At 65.1% G+C, this 18,535-nt stretch carries 17 protein-coding genes; 3 read left to right on the forward strand and 14 right to left on the reverse strand.

Annotated elements, in window-relative coordinates; genetic code table 11:
- Positions 1 to 122 precede the first annotated feature (122 nt).
- Both F3J17_RS34275 and F3J17_RS34280 read right to left on the reverse strand, forming a co-directional pair.
- Positions 123 to 926: a DUF2968 domain-containing protein gene (locus F3J17_RS34275; RefSeq protein WP_167069999.1), complete on the reverse strand. Its 804-nt coding sequence runs from the start codon at positions 924 to 926 to the stop codon at positions 123 to 125.
- A 137-nt stretch (positions 927 to 1,063) separates the two neighbouring features.
- A complete protein-coding gene (locus F3J17_RS34280) occupies positions 1,064 to 1,384 on the reverse strand; it encodes a hypothetical protein (RefSeq protein ID WP_027817161.1) in 321 nt (106 codons plus the stop codon).
- Positions 1,385 to 1,732: 348 nt separating this feature from the next.
- On the opposite strand from F3J17_RS34280, the gene F3J17_RS34285 reads away from it, so the two are divergent.
- Together F3J17_RS34285 and ltaE are read left to right on the forward strand one after the other, a co-directional pair.
- Positions 1,733 to 2,476 carry a peptidoglycan DD-metalloendopeptidase family protein gene (locus F3J17_RS34285; protein ID WP_167070001.1) on the forward strand — a complete coding sequence of 248 codons (744 nt, stop codon included), beginning with the start codon at positions 1,733 to 1,735 and terminating at the stop codon, positions 2,474 to 2,476.
- Positions 2,477 to 2,644: 168 nt separating this feature from the next.
- The gene (gene ltaE / locus F3J17_RS34290; RefSeq protein ID WP_167070003.1) at positions 2,645 to 3,649 is read left to right on the forward strand and encodes a low-specificity L-threonine aldolase; all 1,005 of its coding nucleotides are present in this window, start codon (positions 2,645 to 2,647) and stop codon (positions 3,647 to 3,649) included.
- A gap of 33 nt (positions 3,650 to 3,682) precedes the next feature.
- Here the strand turns inward: ltaE and F3J17_RS34295 are convergent, their stop codons facing one another.
- A complete protein-coding gene (locus F3J17_RS34295) occupies positions 3,683 to 5,083 on the reverse strand; it encodes an MFS transporter (RefSeq protein ID WP_275692938.1) in 1,401 nt (466 codons plus the stop codon).
- Positions 5,084 to 5,593: 510 nt separating this feature from the next.
- On the opposite strand from F3J17_RS34295, the gene F3J17_RS34300 reads away from it, so the two are divergent.
- Positions 5,594 to 8,050: a glycogen/starch/alpha-glucan phosphorylase gene (locus F3J17_RS34300; RefSeq protein ID WP_167070004.1), complete on the forward strand. Its 2,457-nt coding sequence runs from the start codon at positions 5,594 to 5,596 to the stop codon at positions 8,048 to 8,050.
- A 42-nt stretch (positions 8,051 to 8,092) separates the two neighbouring features.
- Here F3J17_RS34300 and F3J17_RS34305 read toward each other — a convergent pair whose 3' ends face one another.
- The 11 genes from F3J17_RS34305 to F3J17_RS34355 all read right to left on the reverse strand — a co-directional run.
- Complete coding sequence (locus tag F3J17_RS34305) at positions 8,093 to 8,500, reverse strand: DUF6232 family protein (RefSeq protein WP_167070006.1); 408 nt, start codon at positions 8,498 to 8,500, stop codon at positions 8,093 to 8,095.
- Positions 8,501 to 8,668: 168 nt separating this feature from the next.
- A complete protein-coding gene (locus tag F3J17_RS34310) occupies positions 8,669 to 9,832 on the reverse strand; it encodes a porin (RefSeq protein WP_167070008.1) in 1,164 nt (387 codons plus the stop codon).
- 488 nt (positions 9,833 to 10,320) lie between these two features.
- The gene (locus tag F3J17_RS34315; protein ID WP_167070010.1) at positions 10,321 to 11,436 is read right to left on the reverse strand and encodes a succinylglutamate desuccinylase/aspartoacylase family protein; all 1,116 of its coding nucleotides are present in this window, start codon (positions 11,434 to 11,436) and stop codon (positions 10,321 to 10,323) included.
- 237 nt (positions 11,437 to 11,673) lie between these two features.
- The gene (locus F3J17_RS34320) at positions 11,674 to 12,441 is read right to left on the reverse strand and encodes an ABC transporter substrate-binding protein (protein ID WP_167070011.1); all 768 of its coding nucleotides are present in this window, start codon (positions 12,439 to 12,441) and stop codon (positions 11,674 to 11,676) included.
- A gap of 460 nt (positions 12,442 to 12,901) precedes the next feature.
- Positions 12,902 to 14,035 carry an alpha-D-ribose 1-methylphosphonate 5-triphosphate diphosphatase gene (locus F3J17_RS34325; RefSeq protein ID WP_167070013.1) on the reverse strand — a complete coding sequence of 378 codons (1,134 nt, stop codon included), beginning with the start codon at positions 14,033 to 14,035 and terminating at the stop codon, positions 12,902 to 12,904.
- Between the two features lie 83 nt (positions 14,036 to 14,118).
- Positions 14,119 to 14,898: a phosphonate C-P lyase system protein PhnL gene (gene phnL / locus F3J17_RS34330; protein WP_167070015.1), complete on the reverse strand. Its 780-nt coding sequence runs from the start codon at positions 14,896 to 14,898 to the stop codon at positions 14,119 to 14,121.
- Between the two features lie 10 nt (positions 14,899 to 14,908).
- On the reverse strand, positions 14,909 to 15,679 hold the full coding sequence (gene phnK / locus F3J17_RS34335; RefSeq protein ID WP_167070027.1) for a phosphonate C-P lyase system protein PhnK: 771 nt from the start codon (positions 15,677 to 15,679) through the stop codon (positions 14,909 to 14,911).
- An 8-nt stretch (positions 15,680 to 15,687) separates the two neighbouring features.
- Positions 15,688 to 16,611, reverse strand: coding sequence for an alpha-D-ribose 1-methylphosphonate 5-phosphate C-P-lyase PhnJ (locus tag F3J17_RS34340; protein ID WP_167070017.1), 924 nt, complete (start codon positions 16,609 to 16,611; stop codon positions 15,688 to 15,690).
- Entirely contained in the window at positions 16,608 to 17,735 is a 1,128-nt protein-coding gene (locus F3J17_RS34345) for a carbon-phosphorus lyase complex subunit PhnI (protein ID WP_167070019.1), read from the reverse strand. The genes F3J17_RS34340 and F3J17_RS34345 overlap by 4 nt, the downstream gene beginning before the upstream one ends.
- A complete protein-coding gene (phnH, locus tag F3J17_RS34350; RefSeq protein WP_240161253.1) occupies positions 17,735 to 18,394 on the reverse strand; it encodes a phosphonate C-P lyase system protein PhnH in 660 nt (219 codons plus the stop codon). Before phnH ends, F3J17_RS34345 begins: the two co-directional genes overlap by 1 nt.
- 11 nt (positions 18,395 to 18,405) lie before the next feature.
- Positions 18,406 to 18,535, reverse strand: a 130-nt coding sequence (locus tag F3J17_RS34355; protein ID WP_167070023.1) for a phosphonate C-P lyase system protein PhnG, incomplete at its 5' end; no start/stop codon positions are given.

Genomic DNA, 18,535 nt, shown 5'->3' on the forward strand with positions numbered 1-18,535 from the left:
GTGGTATCCGCAGTAGAGGTAGAAAGTGAAGTACGCAGTAGCAGCATGCAGTCCAGCGCGGCCCGGTTCTTACCGGCCCGCGCTTTTCGTTTTGGGGCGCCAGCTTTCACACAAACCCGCACTCACCTTCCCGGCAAATGCGGCACGCCTTCGTTGCTCGTCACGCTGAGCTGATGAATCGTCCGGTGCGCCTTGTTCAACTGGGCCTGGGCGGCGATGCGTTGCGCCTCCAGTTGCGCCACGTCGCGGCGCACCTGATGCTGGCGCGTGCTCACCTGATGTTCCTGCTCCGCGTGGCGTTGCAGGTCCACGCGCAGCCGCTCGGCATGCGCCTCGGATTCCTCGATCTGCTTCGCGAGCATCGCGTTCTGGGCGCCCAGTTGCGCCAGCCGGGTTTCGCCGTCGGCCAGACGCGTCGCCTGTTCTTCAAGGTGATGAAACACGGCGCCGGCAGAATCGAGATCGGCGGCCCGGAAGGCGTGCCAGAGCGTGTTGTCCTGATACATGGCCACGAAGTACGCCAGCGAGCGCGCGTGAAACAGCAGCGTGACCGAGTAATCGAAGCTGCGAAACACGCGGAAGGTGCTCAGCTCGTCGGCGGCGGCGAGCGCGGCGAACGAGGCGCCGTCCGCGAGCTGGACCGGACGATTGGCCAGGTGTGCGGGTACGGCCGGCACCGCGTGCAGCGTGGAGACGGGGCGCGGCGCTGTGGACGCATCCGCCTCATCCACCGTCGCGCTAACTGGCTGGGCCGCCGCACTTGCGGCGTCGGGCGCGGGGTTTGCTATGAGCGCTTCGGCGCTCACGAGTTCGGCGGCTTCGGCTTGAGCACTCGCGCCATCGGACGAAGGTTCGACGTTCACGGCGACGAGGTGAGATGCGCCGCCCGACAGCACGGCGTTACGGCGATGCAGGAAAGACTTCACGGCGTGTCCCCTGAAATATTCCACCGCTTGCCTGGCCATCCCGTTGATCGGATCACGAATCACGGCTTGCGGCAGACGGTCAGGCAGAGCGGGCGCTCGCGCAGCCCGCTCCGGCGTGGCCAGTGATGAGCCAGGACTCAGTGCAGCAGGCGCGGGCGGCGTGCGATGTCGTCGAAGAGTGCGCGGCCGGGTTCGAGCGCGAATAGCCAGGTTTCGTCGTAGCCGCTCAGGGTGTCGAGCGCATCGCGCAGTCGTTCGACGACGATGGCCGGAATTTCGACGGTCGCGTGCAGGCCGCCGGACAGGCGGGCAACGCTGGCATGCTGCACCAGTTCGTCGGCGGCTTCGGCCACGTCGGCGGCGAACACGAGGTGGTTGTTCAACAATTCGACGAGGCCCGGCGATGCCGCGACGTCTTCGACGTTGATCTGCACGGAAAGAAAGGTGGCTTTGTTCATCCTGGGTTCCCTCAGGGACGTACGTGGCACCACGGCGAGAGGCGGGCGTCGGTTTTTTTGTCTGATTATCGGCAGCGGTAAAAGTCAGTATAGGCGAGGGTGCGATCAGGACCAGCCAGTTTGTACGTCCGGTGTAAGAAACATCGACAGGTTGCGCAGATTTAACAGATGCCCGTGCGCGTGCGCGTTAAAAAAGCCGCCACGCCCGGGACGATATAATGGGGGCCGTTCGCCAATTCCGGCTTAATCAACGGAGAGGGTTTCGCGGGCGAACGCCGGCGGCCCCACGCGCATCCAACAATACGTATCCCCGTCGTACGTAGCGAGGAACCAGCGAGGAACAGCAACATGAATCAACAACGGCGAATTCCAGGCGCGTATGCGGCTCTGGCTGCACTCACGCTTGCCTGCAGCGCCTGTACGCTCACGCCCTGGGAGGGCAGCCCGTCCGCGCCGCCCACCCCGACGTCCAACGGCGTGCCCGCCGGTTACTACCGCGTCAATCCTGGCGACACGCTGTCGCGCATCGCGTCGGCTTACGGCCAGCGCACCCAGGATCTGGCGAGCTGGAACCAGTTGCCGCCGAACGCACAAGTGCTGCCAGGCCAGGTGCTGCGCGTCGCGCCGCCCGCGGGCTACAGCGCTGGCAACGCGCCCCCGCCGCCGCCCGCGTTCACGAGCACCGCGCCCGCCGCAAACGGCGTCGCCGTGCCCAACGCGGTCGGCTCGACGCTCACGCTCATGTGGCCGGCGCGCGGTCCGATCCTGCAGCGTTTTGTGCCCGGCAAGTCCACCGGCATCGTGATCGGCGGCGCGCCGGGCGAGCCGGTCAAGGCCGCCGCCGCGGGCCGCGTGGTCTACGCGGGCTCGGGGATCGAAGCATACGGTCCGCTCGTCATCATCAAGCACAACGACCAGACCGTGACGGCCTATGGCCATAACGGCCGCCTGCTGGTGAAGGAAGACGACGCCGTCTCGCAAGGCCAGCCGATCGCCGAAATGGGCGTCGACAACAACGGCGTCGCGGGCGTGCAGTTCGAAGTGCGCAGCGACGGCAAGCCGGTCGATCCGCTGCCGCTGCTTTCGCGTTAAGCCTTTGCGCTGAGTCACGCGAAACCGGCGCGCCGGGGCCATCGCCGTTTTTTCCGCGATTTGCCACGGCGCGCCGTTTGAAAATACACTCGATGGTTTCCACGCCGCACCGGCGTCCAGGTGCGGCGTCCAGCCGTGCGCCCACGGCCTCCACGAGGATTCCATCGCATGATCGACCTGCGCAGCGACACCGTCACCCGCCCGAATCAGCCCATGCTGGCCGCCATGACCCGCGCCGAAACCGGCGACGATGTCTGGGGCGACGATCCCACCGTGCTGCGCCTGCAGGCGCGCGTGGCCGAACAGGCCGGCAAGGAAGCCGGCCTGTTCTTCCCGAGCGGCACGCAAAGCAACCTCGCCGCGCTGATGGCGCATTGCGGGCGTGGCGATGAATACATCGTCGGCCAGGCGGCGCATACCTATAAGTACGAAGGCGGCGGCGCGGCGGTGCTCGGCAGCATCCAGCCGCAGCCGCTCGACAATGCCGAAGACGGCTCGATCCCGCTCGAACGCGTCGCCGCCGTGATCAAGCCGATCGACGACCACTTCGCGCGCACACGGCTTTTCGCGCTGGAGAACACCATCGGAGGCAAGGTGCTGCCGGCGGCTTATGTCGCCGAGGCCACGCAGTTCGCGCACGGCAAGGGACTCGCGACACACCTGGACGGCGCGCGCGTGTTCAATGCGGCGGTGGCGTCGAACCAGTCGCTCAAGGCGATGACCGAGGGCTTCGATTCGGTGTCGATCTGTTTTTCGAAGGGGCTGGGCGCGCCGGTTGGATCGGTGCTGGTGGGCAGCAAGGCGCTGATCGATGTGGCGCATCGCTGGCGCAAGGTGCTGGGCGGCGGCATGCGCCAGGCGGGCGTGCTGGCTGCAGCCTGCGACTATGCGCTCGATCACAACGTCGCGCGTCTGGCCGACGATCACGCGAACGCCGCGCGCCTCGCGTCCGGGCTGGCGCAGATCGACGAGGTCAAGGTGATGTCGCACGCCACCAATATGGTGTTTGCGCAGTTTCCGCAAGCCGATTGCGCGCCGCTGGAGGCGTGGCTCAAGGAGCGCGGGATTCTCACGCAGATGCTCTACGCGTCGCGATTCGTTACGCATCTGGACGTTAGCGCCGCCGATATCGACACGTTTGTCGACGCCGTGAAGGCGTACTTCAAGCGCTGATGTACGAAGGCGGCGCACCGCGCGCCGCCTCGCTCAATGGCCGCCCGACCGATGCGACGGCGCGAACAGGCGCAGACCGCTCGCCACGCTCGCCGCTGCTGAAAAGGCCGCGCCCAGGCTGAGCGCCAGCGTCGGGCCATGCTTGCCCACGATCCCGAAACACAAGGCCACCAGCGCCGCGCCCGTGGTCTGCCCCAGCAGCCGCGAGACGGCGACGGTGCCGCTCGCGCCACCGCTGCGCTCGGGCGGCGCGGCCGCCATGATCGCGCGCAGATTGGGCGACTGGAAGAAGCCGAAGCCCGCGCCGCAAATTGCCATGCGGATCACGATGTCGATCACGCTCGGGTGGACCGGCAGCATCGCCAGCGACGCCATGCCCGCCGCCAGAATCGCAAGACCGATTGCACCGAGCAGGCCCGGCGGATAACGGTCCGAAAGCCGCCCCGCAATGGGCGCGGCGGCGGCCACCACCACCGGCCACGGTGTCATCAGGAAGCCGGTTTCCACCTGGCTGCGCATCAGCACGGTTTCGAAATAGAACGGCAGCGAGACGAACGCCAGGCCCTGGGCCGCGAACGAGCAGACGGCCGTCAGCGACGAGAGCGCGAACACCGGCCGCTTGAACAGATCGACGGGCAGCATCGGCGCGGGATGGCCGTGCTCGCGGCGGATCAGCAGCGCGCCGAACACGAGCGCGATCACCGCGGCGGTCGCTACCTCCTTGCCGGGCGCGCGCTGCGCCGCCTCGCCGAGCGCAAAGATCAGCGCGGCAAAGGTTACGAGATTGAGCAGCGCCGCAAGCGGATCGAACGCGTGCTTGCCGCGCGCCGTCTGCGGCAGCGCGGGCATGGCGAACACCAGCGCGACCACGCCGAGCGGCACATTGATCGCGAACAGCCACGGCCAGGTGCCCGCCGAGAGAATCAGCGAGGCCATCGTCGGACCCACGGCGAACGATACGCCGACGATCAGCGCGTTCATGCCGAGTCCGCGCCCGAGCCGGTGCGGCGGATAAAGGAAGCGGATCAGCGCTGTATTGACGCTCATGATCGCGCTCGCGCCCAGGCCCTGCAGCACGCGCGCGCCGGCCAGCGCTGTGAGCGTCGGTGCGAGCGCGCAGGCGAGCGACGCCACCGTGAAGATCGCCAGCCCGCTGATATAGATGCGTCGGTGCCCGAGGATATCGCCAAGCGCCGCGAGTGGCAGCAGCGTGGCGACCATCGCAAGCTGATAGGCGTTGATGATCCACACCGAGGCGGCGGGCGCGGCGTGCAGATCGGCGGCGATGGCGGGCAGCGCCGTGTTGGCGATGGCGGTGTCGAGCGTCGCCAGGGCGACGGCGAGCATCACGGCAGCCATCGCGCGGCGGTTCTTCGCCGTCATGGGGGCGTCGGCGCGCCCGGTGTCTTTCGGCGCGGATACGGTTTCGGACAAGGCGGTCTCGGGCGTGATCGGGGCTAGCGGGGCGGGACGGTCGGGCACGGCGCGCGGCGTCGTGCGAACGATTCCGCGATTGTTACAGAGGTAGCGCGATTCTGCAGCGCCTGCTTCAGAGCGTGGGCTAGCTGTAAGGTGCGCTTCATTTGCGCCTCTATCGCAACTAACAGCCAACCCGTGACGCTTCCACGAATGCGCCGCGTGATGGCGCACAGCGCGGATCGCGTCGCAGACAGCGCAGCGTAGATGATGCGCCTTGCATGGTTGCCGCGCCGCCGCACGCCTTGAAAATGTCCTACTCTGCAAACTGATCTGCGCCTGCCTGCCCATCATCGTCCGCTGACCGTCCGTGGGACGGAATGCACCGCGAAGGTGCCCCTGCGTGTTGCCGCGAGAGCGCTTTGCGTCCCGCGCGGCACGCGACGTGCAAGCGCAGCCCGAACGCCCGCGCGCCGCGCCCGCCATCCTGGCATCGCGCAGCGCGCCGCTTTTTCCGGGAGGCATTCGATGACAGCCGTCGGTCTTGAGTTCGACCAGTTGAAGAGCAGCGCCGATGCGCTGCGCCGTTCCATTTCGAACCGTCTGATGTACGGCGTCGGCAAGGACGCCGTCACCGCGCGTCCGCAGGACTGGTTGCACGCCGCCGCGCTGGCCGTGCGCGACCGGCTGGTCGAGCGCTGGATGGTGACCACGCGCCGCCAGTACGATCAGGACGTCAAACGCGTCTATTACCTGTCGATGGAGTTTTTGATCGGCCGGACCTTTTCGAACGCGCTGCTCGCGCTGGGCATCTACGACCAGATGAAAGAGGCGCTCGCGGGCGTCGGCGTCGATATGGAAACGCTGATCGATCTCGAACCCGACGCCGCACTTGGCAACGGCGGCCTCGGCCGGCTGGCGGCCTGTTTTCTCGATTCGATGGCGACGCTCGGCATTCCGGGCTTTGGCTACGGCATCCGCTATGACTACGGCATGTTTCGCCAGCAGATCATCAACGGCGAGCAGGTGGAAGCGCCCGATTACTGGCTGCGCTCGGGCAATCCGTGGGAATTTCCGCGGCCCGAAGTGCAGTATCCCGTGCATTTCGGCGGGCGCACCGTGCAGCGCGACGGTCATGTGGAATGGATCGAAACCACGCACGTCAATGCGATGGCGTACGACACCGTGATTCCCGGCTACGCGACCAGCGCGACCAACACGTTGCGGCTATGGTCCGCACGCGCCGACGAGGAACTCGACCTGTCCGCCTTCAATCAGGGCGATTATCAGCGCGCTGTGGAAGCGCGAAATATTTCGGAGAACGTATCGCGCCTGCTGTATCCGGACGATTCGACCATGGCGGGCCGTGAACTGCGACTGCGCCAGGAGTATTTCTTTGTTTCGGCGACCATGCAGGATCTGATCCGGCGTTATCTGCGCACGCACAGCGCTTTCGGGCGTTTCTCGGATAAAGTCGCGGTGCATCTGAACGACACGCATCCGGTGCTGGCGATTCCCGAATTGATCCGCCTGCTGGTGGACGTCCACCATATGCCGTGGGATGAAGCGATGGGGCATATCAAGCGCGTGTTTTCGTACACGAATCACACGCTGATGCCCGAAGCGCTGGAAACCTGGGATGTCGAACTATTGGCGCGTTTGCTGCCGCGCCACCTGGAAATTATCTTCGACATCAATGCGGCGTTTTTGCGCGAAGCGAGCGACAAGGGCGCGCACGATCTCGACTTTATCCGCCGCATTTCGCTGGTGGATGAGTATGGGCAGCGGCGCGTGCGCATGGCGTATCTGGCGATTGTCGCGAGCCACAAGGTCAATGGCGTCTCCAAACTGCACTCGCAGTTGATGACGCGCGATATCTTCGCGGATTTCGCGCGGCTCTTTCCCGATCGCTTCACCAACGTCACCAACGGCATTACGCCGCGCCGCTGGCTCGCGCAGGCGAGCCCGCCGCTTGCGCTTCTCGTCGACGAGGCGATTGGCCCGAACTGGCGCGGCGATCTGTTCGCGCTGGATGGCTTGCGTAAGTTCAGCGGCGATGCGGCCTTCGGCGAGCGCTTTCGCGCGGCCAAGCGCGAGAACAAATTACGTCTCATCGAGCGCATGAGCGCACGCACGGGGCTAAGCTTCAACCCCGATGCGCTGTTCGACATGCAGGTCAAGCGCATCCACGAGTACAAGCGCCAGTTGCTCAACGTGCTGCACGTCATCACGCGCTACAACCGTATCGTGCAGCAGCCCGAAGCGGCCTGGGTGCCGCGCGTGGTGGTGTTTGCGGGCAAGGCGGCGTCGGCGTACCGGATGGCGAAGACCATCATTCGCCTCATCAACGACGTCGCCGAAAAGATCAATCACGATCCGGTGGTGGGCGACCGGCTGAAAGTGGTGTTTGTGCCGAACTACGGCGTGAGCGTGGCGGAAGTGGTGATTCCATCCGCCGACCTCTCCGAGCAGATTTCGACAGCGGGCACGGAAGCGTCGGGCACCGGCAACATGAAGCTCGCGCTCAACGGCGCGCTGACGATGGGCACGCTCGACGGCGCGAACATCGAAATCTGCGACGCGGTGGGCAACGACAATATCTTCATCTTCGGCCACACGTCCGATCAGGTCGATGCGCTGCGTTGCGCGGGTTATCGGCCCCGTCAGGTGTACGAAGAGAATGCCGAACTGCGTACCGTGCTCGACCAGATCCGCACGGGCTTCTTCTCGCCCGGCGATCCCGCGCGCTACTCGGATATTTTCCACACGCTGGTGGACTGGGGCGATCACTACATGGTGCTGGCGGATTACGCCGCGTTCGTGCAGGCGCAGGAGGCGGCCGACGAGCGCTATGTCGATACGCCGCGCTGGACCGCGAGTGCGATCCTCAACGTGGCCGGGATGGGCACGTTCTCCTCGGACCGAGCGATTGCGGAGTATGCGCGCGACATCTGGCACACGAAGCCGGTCGAGCAGGTGGGCTAGCCTTTAAACGAAGCCCACCTGAAACTTACCTGAGTGGAAAGATTACTGAGCGGCAGGGCGCGGCGCCGGATTGTCGGCGCTGGCTGCCTTGGCCGCGCGCACGGCCTGTTCGACGCGCTCGACAAAGGTGCGGTCGCTGCTGGAGACCGCTTCGCGTGTTTCGCCCTTCGTCACCACCAGCAGGCGGTGCGTGACCTCTTGCCAGATCCACGCGAGCCAGCCCACCACGATCATCATCACGCCGCAGCCCAGGCCCGCGCCCGAGTGGTAAGCGCCGCCAAAAGCCGCGAGCGCCACGCCAAACAGTGACAGCAGCAGCGGCACCACGCGACTGCGATGGATCGTGACGACCCGCAGATCGTCGATATCGCGCAGCGCGAAGATCTGTCCCGCGGCGGAAAGCGAGGTACGTGTGACCGAGACGCCGGCTTCGTTGAAAGGGAGTTCCATCGGATCGAAAGCTGCGAAGGGAAAGGGCGCAGCGTACCAGAAGCGCGCGCGAGGCGGCAGGTTGCACGACGCCGCAGGGCGCATGCAAAAAGCAAAAGGCCTCCCGAAGGAGGCCTTTTGCAGATCGCACACACAGCGCCTGCAAGGCAGGCGCTACGTTCGCAATGCTTAGAACTTGTGGCGGATACCGACGCGCAGTGCGAGCTGGTTCTGCGAACCCGTACCCGACGGAGCGAAGATGCTCGACGACGAATCGCCGATCTGCGCCTGAACCGGCGTGCCCTTGTACGAACCCGAAGCTTCTTCGTAAGCCACCAGGCCGTAGACGTCCGTGCGCTTGCTCAGAGCGTAGTCGACCGAACCGTTGACCTGGTTCCAGTGCGCGTTGAACAGACCCGAAGCGCGCGAGTACGTGTAGCCCACAGCGCCCGTCAGAGCCGGCGTGAAGGCGTACTTGACGCCTGCTTCGTACGCGTTGTACAGCGTCGACGAACCCGTGATCGGCTCGAAACGCGTGTTCGTCCACAGCAGCCATGCCGTAGCCGGGCCGTAGACGTAGCGGCCGCCGAAGCCGAACGAACGCAGGTCACGCACGGCGCTCGGCGTTGCAGCGTTGATGTTGGCCAGCGACGTCGAGAACGTCGTGGTCGATGCCGATGCCGGGTACGTGATGTCCGTGTACGCGCCGCCAATGCTGAACGGGCCGTACGCGTAGTTCGCGCCGAAGCTGTAGGCACGCGACGACGACGTCGTGCTGGTCGTCGAAGCGCCGGCGAACGACGTCGTGTTCGAGAAGCCATACAGGCCGCCGAACGTGAAGCCCGAGAAGTTCACGCTCTGGAACTTGACGGCGTTGTTGATACGGCTCGACGTGAGCTGGTCGACGTCGTTGACGTGATACGCCCAGTTGCCCGAAACCGTGTTGCCGCCGGTCGAGTACAGCGAACCGAGGATGTCCGTGCTGAACGAGTATTGACGGCCGAACGTGATCGAACCGATGTTGCTTTGCGTCAGACCGACATAGGCTTGACGGCCGAACATCGACGAGCCTTGACCTGCCTGGCCGTTGCCGCTGTTGAAGCCGTTTTCAAGGACGAAGATCGCCTTGAGGCCGCCGCCCAGGTCTTCCGAGCCGCGCAGGCCCCAACGGCTGCCTTGAGCGACGCCGTCACCGTACGTGAAGGCCTTCGAGCTGCCCTTCGTCGCGTTCTGCGTGTGGTTGATGTAGTTCACACCAGCGTCGATCAGGCCATACAGCGTCACGCTGCTTTGTGCGTGAGCGGAACCGGCGATCAGGCCGAGGATAGCGGTGGTCAGAATCTTCTTTTTCAACTGTTTCTCCGGATGAAGGAAAGTAAGTCTCCGGCCTCGTACGGACCGGTTGATGTGTCGCGCTGCAATTTAAGGGTCGCTAGCGAAAGAAATGTGACAGTAAGGATATGTCGCTGAAATGTCGCTGTTATGTGGTGTGAATGCGACAGTGGGCTTGTGAGCCGCGGAGATTGGCTGAAATCCTTGTGCTTATTGGCTTTGCGCGAAATTGACCAGCGTTTTTCAGCTCCGGCTGGGTGCCGAATAACCTTTATAAGATTTTCTGCTTTGTAAGGTTGGTCAGGCGATTTGCATGAACGTCTTGTTATTTTTTTGATGCAAATGCGGCGGTGCACTGCCAGTGATGGCGCCCCAAATAAGACAAAAAGTGTCTTTATTGTGTCGATTTCTGCAATATTCGCGATCTTCGGCTAGGTGCCAGATCGAGCAGAAATGACAACGCCCCGGCCTGTTTCCAGACCGGGGCGTTCAACTCAAGCTTCGAAATATCAGAGCGACAGCAGCGAACCCGAACGGATGGGCGTATCGCCCGCAATACGCGCGATTTCCATCCCGGCGGTCGCGAATCGCGCGCTGTGACGCGCATACATCACGCCGCTCACGCTCGCGCTGAGCGTGGTCACTTCATCGGTGAGCGGGTTGACGATGTCGGCCACCGGCGTGCCCGCGTCGATCCATGCGCCGCAGTCCGCGCGGAACACGATCACGCCGCTGGCGGGCGCGACGATCGGCTCGGTGCCCGCGAGCGGGGTGGCCGGATGCGCGAGAGGCGGCAGCGGGGACGCCGTGCCGTCGATCACGCCGCGCGTGATCAGGTAATCGACGATGGCTTGTGCGTCGTGCTCGGCGAATTCGTGCGAGACGTCGCGCTGGCTGCGCAATTCCACCGTCACCGAAATCGAGCCGTGCGGAATCGGGAAGCGCTCGCCAAACTGCTCGCGCAATTCCGTCCAGCAGAAGCTGTGAATCTCGTCGAACGGATTACCGATCGAATTGAGCGCGAGCAACGAGGCTTTCGCATCCAGATAACGCGCGAGCGGCTCGACGTCGGGCCAGAGTTCGGGATTCGTGTAGATGTGCATTGCGGCTTCCCAGTCGCAGTGCAGGTCCAGCACGATATCGGCGTCGTAGGACAGGCGTTGCAGCGCGAGGCGCTGCGAGTCGAGTTCGGTCTTCGGCTGCACGGCGGCCAGGCCTTCGCCCATCAGGGCGCGGATCGCCTTGAGGTTGGCGTGGGCGTCGGGGCCCAGGCGCGACTCGATCTGCGGCAGCACGAGCGCCGTCAGTTCGTGGAAGTTGCGGTTGAAGTTCTGCGCGGTGTTCGATTCGAAGCGGCCCGCGAGATGGCCGAGCCATTGCTGGTTCAGGCCGATCGGGTTCGCCACCGGCACGACCACGACTTCGCCGCGCATGCGCCCTGCGGCTTCGAGCGCGGCGAGCTTGCGGCGCAGTGCCCAGGAGACGAGCATGCCGGGCAATTCGTCGGCATGCAGCGACGACTGCACATAGACCTTGGCGCCGCCGGGCTGGCCGTAGTGGAAACTCGTGATCTCTCGCGCGGTGCCCAGTGCGGGCGCAATCAACGGATGGTGGTGGGTTTGCATGATGGGTGTGCGCGTAGCGCTTGAGGCGCGAGGCGCGTTATCCGAGCCTGTCCGGGTGGGTGGCCCGCAGGCGGGCCGGTGCCCATGATCTTAGCCGATCCGCTGGATGGACAGAACTGCGGACGGAATCCCCTCGCGCAAGCGCGCCGCAGCGCGCGGCCCAAAAAGCAAAAAGCCCGAACCGCGAGGGTTCGGGCTTTCAGCGTCGCGTCTACAAAACCGCGCAGTTAAATCAGCTTAGCCGCCGTACACGTCGAAGTCGAAGTACTTGGCTTCGATCTTCTTGTACGTGCCGTCCTTGATCATGTCGGCGATAGCCTTGTCGATCTTGGTCTTCAGGTCGGCGTCTTCCTTACGCAGGCCGATAGCGGCTGCGCCCGTCGGGATTTCCTTGCCGGCGAACTGGAAGCCAGCGCCGCGCGGCGTCTTCAGGAAGCCCAGATCGGCTTGCACTTCGTCTTGCAGCGCTGCGTCCAGACGGCCCGAGATCAGGTCGGCGTAGACCTGGTCCTGGTTCTGGTAAGGAACGACGTTGACGCCCTTGGGCGCCCAGTTGTCCTTCGCGTAGGTTTCCTGGATCGTGCCTTGCTCGACGCCCACCGACTTGCCCTTGAGCGAGTCAGCCGTCGGCTGGAAGCTGGCGCCCTTCTTTTCGACCAGGCGCGTCGGCGTGTTGAACAGCTTCGCCGAGAAAGCGATCTGTTCCTGGCGCTGCGGGGTGATCGTCATCGACGACAGCACGCCGTCGAACTTCTTGGCCTTCAGGCCGGGGATCATGCCGTCGAAATCCTGCTCGACCCAGACGCACTTTGCGTTCATGCGCTTGCAGATTTCGTTGCCGAGGTCGATGTCGAAGCCGACCAGCTTGCCATCGGGGGCTTTCGATTCGAACGGAGCGTAGCTCGCGTCGACGCCGAAGCGCACGGTGGTCCAATCCTTGGCGTAGGCGGCGCTAGCCGAAACGGCCAGCAGGGCAACCGACAGGGTGGCAAGCAGTTTCTTCACTCTTTGTACTCCTCTTATGGTTCATGGCGCGCCATGTGCGGTCGTGCCGCCACGGTGCATTTTTCCGGCGCGGCTCGCGCCGGAGATTCGGTTGTCCTCGCAAGCGTTGCTGCGAGCGGCGGCGAGAAGCTTACCCGGTCAAAAATGCTGCGTCGCTAGTGAAATACCGGATGGCAAGCGAACAGGCGCTCTAACGACCGTTCGCCGCACGGTGCCGATGGGCTTAAAGCCTTGTGTGACAAGGCTTTCGGCGCGAAAACCATAGGTGAAAAGAGGGCTTTGAAAAACGGATTGCGATGCTCTGCCGCAACAGTCGCAAGTAGGCGCCGACGCTTGTCAGGCTTTAAGCGCGGCGCATGAAGGGAAGTTGAAATCGAAACGATGGCGTGCCGTTGGTTTCGTTGTTGGCTTCGGCACGCCTTTGCCGCATTGCAGCAAGCTCAGACCATCAGATCACGCGTCAGATGACGCGTTGGCCCGCGCGATACGTCGCGCGCGGCACCGGCAGCGTATCCAGCATGGTCACGCGCACGAAGTCGGCGCGCAGACCCGGTTCGATTGCGCCGCGGTCATGCAGACCCGCCTTGCGCGCCGGTTCCCACGACACGGTGCCGAGCGCCCGCGGCAACGTCCAGTCGGCCTTGGTCACGAGGTCGAACGCGGCGGTCAGAAGGCTGGACGGCACGTAATCGGACGAGAGGATGTCGAGCAGATCGGCCTGCGCCATTTCGAGCGCCGACACATTGCCCGAATGCGAGCCGCCGCGCACGACGTTGGGCGCGCCCATGATCGTGGCGATGCCGCGCTTTTTCGCTTCTTCGGCGGCGGCGCGCGTGGTCGGGAATTCGGCCAGCACGATGCCTTCGGCGGCGGCCTGTTCGACGTGCTCGACCAGCGTGTCGTCGTGGCTAGCCAGCGGGATATTGCGCGCGTGGCAGCGCTCGACGATGGCGCGGCGGTGCGCGTCAGCGAAGCGCTCCTGCTCGGTTTCCATCTCGGTGAGCAGGTTGTCGGCGTGTTCGTCGGTCCACTTGCCGTGGCGCTCCTGATAGCGGCGCCACTGCGCGCGGTCGTGCCACTGGCGCTGGCCCGGCGTGTGGTCCATCACCGAGGCGAGGCGCAGCAGCGGATGTTCGCTCAGGATGTCGAACAGTTCGATCACGTCCTGCGTGGCGATTTCGCAGCGCAGGTGCAGAAAGTGGTCGGCGCGCAGCAGCTTGCGCTCGGAAAAGCGCGAGAGCGCGGCGGCGCTGGCCAGTTGCACGTCGCGGCCGCGCACGCCCACGGCCAGACGCGTGCCGATGGCGAGCGCGTCGAATACCGTGGTGATGCCGGCGGCGGCGATCTGCGCGTCGTGGATCACGAAGGCGGCGTCGGTGTTCCAGTGCACGCCGGGGCGCGGCGCGAGGTGCTTTTCCAGGTTGTCGGTGTGCAGCTCGACGAGTCCTGGCAACAGGAAGTCGCCTTCCCAGTCCTCGGCTTCGGGCGCGGCGGTCGAACCGCGCGAAATGTCGCGGATCGTCTCGCCTTCGACGTGCAGCGTGCCGGTGAAAACGTCGTCTCGCGTCACGATGCGAGCGTTCTTGATCAACATCGTCAGGCTCCGGAAATCAGTTCTTGAATCACGGTTAAGGGTACGTAAAACGGATTACGAATACATGTTCTGGCAGCCTGCGCTCAGGCGGCCTGCGCGGCGTCCGCCTCTGCCACGCGCGGCGCGCGCAGCGCCAGCACGCGGGTGGCGACGCGCTCGCGCGTGTCCTCGTCATGGAACACGCCGACGATGGCCGCGCCGCGCTCGCGCGCCTCGACAATCAGGCCCGCCACCACTTCGCGGTTTTCCGCGTCGAGCGAGGCCGTGGGTTCGTCGAGCAACAGCACGCGATGCTGCGCGATCAGACCGCGCGCGATATTCACGCGCTGCTGTTCGCCGCCCGAAAACGTCGCGGGCGCAAGCGGCCACAGACGCTGCGGCACGTTCAGGCGTTCGAGCAAAGCGGCGGCGCGGGCGCGCGCTTCTTCCTCGTCGATACCGCGCGACACCAGCGGCGCAGCCACGATATCGAGCGCCGATACCCGCGGAATCACGCGCAGAAACTGGCTCACATAACCCACCACGTTGCGGCGCAGACGCAGCACGTCATGCGGTTCCGCGCCGGTGATTTCGAGGTGCTGGGTGGGCGCGGCGTCGTCGCGGATCGCGATCGAGCCGCCGCTTGCCAGATAGTTGCCATACAGGCAGCGCAGAAACGTGCTCTTGCCCGCGCCCGAGGGACCGACCAGCACGACGCATTCGCCGCGCTCCACGTCCAGCGAAACGCCCGCCAGCGCGTCGATGCCGATGCCGCCCTGGCCATGCAGCGTAAAGGTCTTGCGCACGTCTTCGGCGCGCAGCATCAGCGCGGGGCGCTCGGCGAACGCGCGCGCGGCCGGAGAAACTGGGGAATTCAGTGTCATGACGTTCATCCTAGACCGGCAGCACGGAGGCTACCAACGTCTGCGTGTAAGGGTGTTGAGGATCGTCCAGGACCTGGTCGGTCAGACCCGATTCGACCACCGTGCCGCCTTGCATCACCATCAAGCGATGCGCGAGCAGACGCGCCACGCCAATATCGTGCGTGACGATCAGCACCGACAGATGCAGCGTAGTCGTGAGCGTGCGCAGCAGATCGAGCAGACGCGCCTGCACGGAAACGTCCAGACCGGCGGTCGGCTCGTCCATGAACACGAGGCGCGGGCCCGTGACCAGATTGCGCGCGATCTGCAGGCGCTGCTGCATGCCGCCGGAGAACGCCGAAGGCAGTTCGTCGATGCGGGTCTCGTCCAGTTCGACGCGGCGCATCCATTGCTGCGCGCTTTCGCGGATGCGCCCGTAATGGCGCGCGCCCACGGCCATCAGCGGCTCGCCGATATTGGCGCCCGCCGACACGCCCGCGCGCAGCCCGTCGCGCGGATTCTGCTGCACGAAGCCCCATTCGGTGCGTGCAAGCAGACGGCGGCGCGGCTCGGACAGCGTGCGCAGATCGAGCGTCTCGCCATTCGCGCTGGTGTAGTCGAGCGAGCCCGCATCGGCGTCGGTGCGCAGCGCGAGCGTGTTGAGCAGCGTGGTCTTGCCCGACCCCGATTCGCCGACGATGCACAGCACCTCGCCCGGATACAGATCGAAGCTCACGTCGCGACAGCCGTTGCGCCCGCCATATTGCTTCGTGAGGCCGCGCGCGCTCAAGAGCGGCTTCATCCCTGAATTCATGCTTGCGCTCCCGTTTGTTCGTGCGCCTGTTCGTGATCCTGATCTTCGCGGCGTTCGTGGCAATAGTCGCTATCCGAACACACGAACATGCGCTTGCCCGCATCGTCGACGATCATTTCGTCGAGGAAGCTCTCGCGCGAACCGCATAGCGCGCAGGCATGTTCCCAGCGCTGCACTTCGAACGGGTGATCGTCGAAATCGAGCGATTTGACCGGCGTATAAGGCGGAATCGCGTAGATGCGGCGCTCGCGGCCCGCGCCGAACAGTTGCAGCGCGGCGTTCATATGCAGCTTCGGGTTGTCGAATTTCGGAATCGGCGAAGGCGAGGTGAGGTAGCGCCCGTTGACCGTCACCGGATAGTCGTACGTGGTCGCGATGCTGCCGTGCTGCACGATATCCTCGTAAAGCTTCACGCTGATCAGGCCGTAATCGGCCAGCGCGTGCAGCTTCTTGCACTCGGCCACGCGCGGCTCCAGACGGAATAGCGGCTCGGGCATCGGCACCTGATAGACGAGAATCTGCTTGTCCGTGAGCGGCGTTTCCGGAATGCGGTGGCGCGTCTGCACGATGGTCGCTTCGCTCGTGCGGCGCGTGGTGGCCACGCCCGTGGTACGCGCGAAAAAGCGGCGGATGTTCACGGCGTTGGTCGTATCGTCCGAACCCTGGTCGATTACCTTGAGCGTGTCCTTCGCGCCGATGATCGCCGCCGTCACCTGAATGCCGCCCGTGCCCCAGCCATACGGCAGCGGCATTTCGCGCGAGGCGAACGGAACCTGATAGCCCGGCACCGCCACGGCCTTGAGCAGCGCGCGGCGGATCATGCGCTTGGTCTGCTCGTCGAGGTAGGCGAAGTTGTAGCCGTCGGCGGCCTGCGTTTCGTGCGAGGCGAGCGACGTGTCGAAAGTATCGGGCGCGTTCATGCGGCCTCTCCGGTTTGCAGTGCGTCGCCGCGCGGTTCGTCAAGCTGTTCGCCATGCTGCGCGCGCAGGCGGCGCACGAGTTCGAGCTCGGCCTGGAAATCGACGTAATGCGGCAATTTCAGATGCTGCACGAAGCCCGACGCCTCCACGTTGTCGCTATGCGACAGCATGAATTCGATATCCTGGGTGGGCGAGGCAAGCGTTTCGCCCAGTTCTTCGGCGCGCAGCGCGCGATCGACCAGCGCCATCGCCATGGCCTTGCGTTCGGCATGGCCGAAGGTGAGGCCGTAACCTTGCGTGAAGGCTGGCGGCATGTCCTTGCTGCCCGCGAACTGGTTGATCATCTGGCATTCGGTCAGATCGATCTCGCCGATTTCGACGGCTTCGCCGAGTTCGTCCAGCACCATTTCCACGGCTACCGTGCCAAAGCGGATCTCGCCCGCGAACGGATGCGAGTGCGCATAGCCGCGTTGCGTGGCGTAACCCATCGCGAGCAGAAAGCCTTCGTCGCCGCGTGCGAGGTTTTGCAGACGCACGCTGCGGTCGGCGGGAAACGACAGCGGTTCGCGTGAGAGATCGCCCGGCTCGACGCCTTCGCCAGTGACCGTTTCCTGCTCGATCAGGCCTTCGTTGTTCAGCAGCGTGACGACGCGCGGCATCGCTTCCTGTTGCGCGCGCGGTTGCGCGTTCGATTGGGCATCCGAAGCATCATCGCCTTCCGCGAGCAAGGCGAAATCCAGCAGACGTTGCGTGTAATCGTAGGTCGCGCCCAGCACCTGTCCGCCGGGCACGTCCTTGAACGTGGCCGAAATGCGGCGCTCGACTTCCATATGTTCGGTTTCCACGGGCAGCGTGTAGCCGAAGCGCGGCAGCGTCGTGCGATAGGCGCGCAGCAGAAAGATCGCCTCGACCAGATCGCCCGCAGCCTGCTTGATGGCGAGCGCGGCGAGTTCTTCGTCGTAGACCGAACCTTCGGCCATCACGCGCGCCACGGCCAGGCGCATCTGTTCGCGGATCTGTGCAACGGAAAGCTCCGGCACGCGCGTGTCGCCACGGCGGGCCTTGTCGAGCAGACGCCACGACGCTTCGATCGCGCGCTCTCCTCCTTTGACGGCGACGTACATCAGTTCACCTCCACGCGCGTGGTGCGCGGCAGACCCACGATCTGGGCACCGCAGACGAAATAGAAGTCGATGCCGCACGGAAAGAGCGGCGCGAGCGCGGCGCGTTCCTGCCAGAGCTGCGCGGGCAGGCCGACGGGCGCGAAAGGCTGGGTCGCCTGAATGCCGGGGCCGCTTAGCGTGAGCGGCGCGCCGCCCGTGAGCGCATCGACGCGCACGAACACGGTGGCCGACTGTTCGGGCGATTCGGCCGAGCCGCAGGCGAAGGCTTCCAGCGGCGGCAGCGTGGCGGCGTCGTGTACGTAGGCGAACGCGGCGTCGCGCGGCGTGGCGGCGAGCGGCGCGTCAGCGTGGAAGCGCAGGGCGGCGGCCAAAGCGGCGTCGGGCTGGGCGAGCCAGATCGGCGTGGCGTAGTCGGCCAGCGCGAGCAGCGCGGCGAAGGCCGCAAGACCGGCGCGCGGCGTGTCGTCAGCGGCACCGGCCGCCTCAGCGACAGGCAGCGGGGTTTCGATCGTCTCGATCGTGCCAGGACGCGAAAGCGCGTTCAGCAGCGTGCGGAACACGGCTTGCGTGTCGTGGACCGGATCGGCGAAGCCCGGCGCGAGTACGTCCAGCGACAGGTGCACCGCGGCGGCGGTCGCCCCGGCGAAATCGGCAGTCATGGCGCGTTCGTTCATGCGTCACCTCGAACCATCGTAAAGAATTCGACCTTGGTGCTGGCGGTGTCGTCGCGGCGCGCAGCGCGTTGTTCGACCAGGCGCGCGGCCAGTGGCTCGATCAACTGGGCGTGCAGGCGGGCGTGA

It is taken from the genome of Burkholderia sp. Ax-1719, from assembly GCF_011753055.1.
In the GTDB taxonomy this organism is placed as follows: domain Bacteria; phylum Pseudomonadota; class Gammaproteobacteria; order Burkholderiales; family Burkholderiaceae; genus Paraburkholderia.

Coding starts and splice junctions, on each gene's coding strand:
- F3J17_RS34315 (WP_167070010.1), bottom strand. CDS start 11,436: ATGCAAACCCACCACCATCCGTTGATTGCGCCCGCACTGGGCACCGCG.
- F3J17_RS34305 (WP_167070006.1), bottom strand. CDS start 8,500: ATGGAACTCCCTTTCAACGAAGCCGGCGTCTCGGTCACACGTACCTCG.
- F3J17_RS34300 (WP_167070004.1), top strand. CDS start 5,594: ATGACAGCCGTCGGTCTTGAGTTCGACCAGTTGAAGAGCAGCGCCGAT.
- F3J17_RS34340 (WP_167070017.1), bottom strand. CDS start 16,611: ATGAACGCGCCCGATACTTTCGACACGTCGCTCGCCTCGCACGAAACG.
- F3J17_RS34285 (WP_167070001.1), top strand. CDS start 1,733: ATGAATCAACAACGGCGAATTCCAGGCGCGTATGCGGCTCTGGCTGCA.
- phnK (WP_167070027.1), bottom strand. CDS start 15,679: ATGAAGCCGCTCTTGAGCGCGCGCGGCCTCACGAAGCAATATGGCGGG.
- ltaE (WP_167070003.1), top strand. CDS start 2,645: ATGATCGACCTGCGCAGCGACACCGTCACCCGCCCGAATCAGCCCATG.
- F3J17_RS34325 (WP_167070013.1), bottom strand. CDS start 14,035: ATGTTGATCAAGAACGCTCGCATCGTGACGCGAGACGACGTTTTCACC.
- F3J17_RS34345 (WP_167070019.1), bottom strand. CDS start 17,735: ATGTACGTCGCCGTCAAAGGAGGAGAGCGCGCGATCGAAGCGTCGTGG.
- phnL (WP_167070015.1), bottom strand. CDS start 14,898: ATGACACTGAATTCCCCAGTTTCTCCGGCCGCGCGCGCGTTCGCCGAG.
- F3J17_RS34280 (WP_027817161.1), bottom strand. CDS start 1,384: ATGAACAAAGCCACCTTTCTTTCCGTGCAGATCAACGTCGAAGACGTC.
- phnH (WP_240161253.1), bottom strand. CDS start 18,394: ATGACTGCCGATTTCGCCGGGGCGACCGCCGCCGCGGTGCACCTGTCG.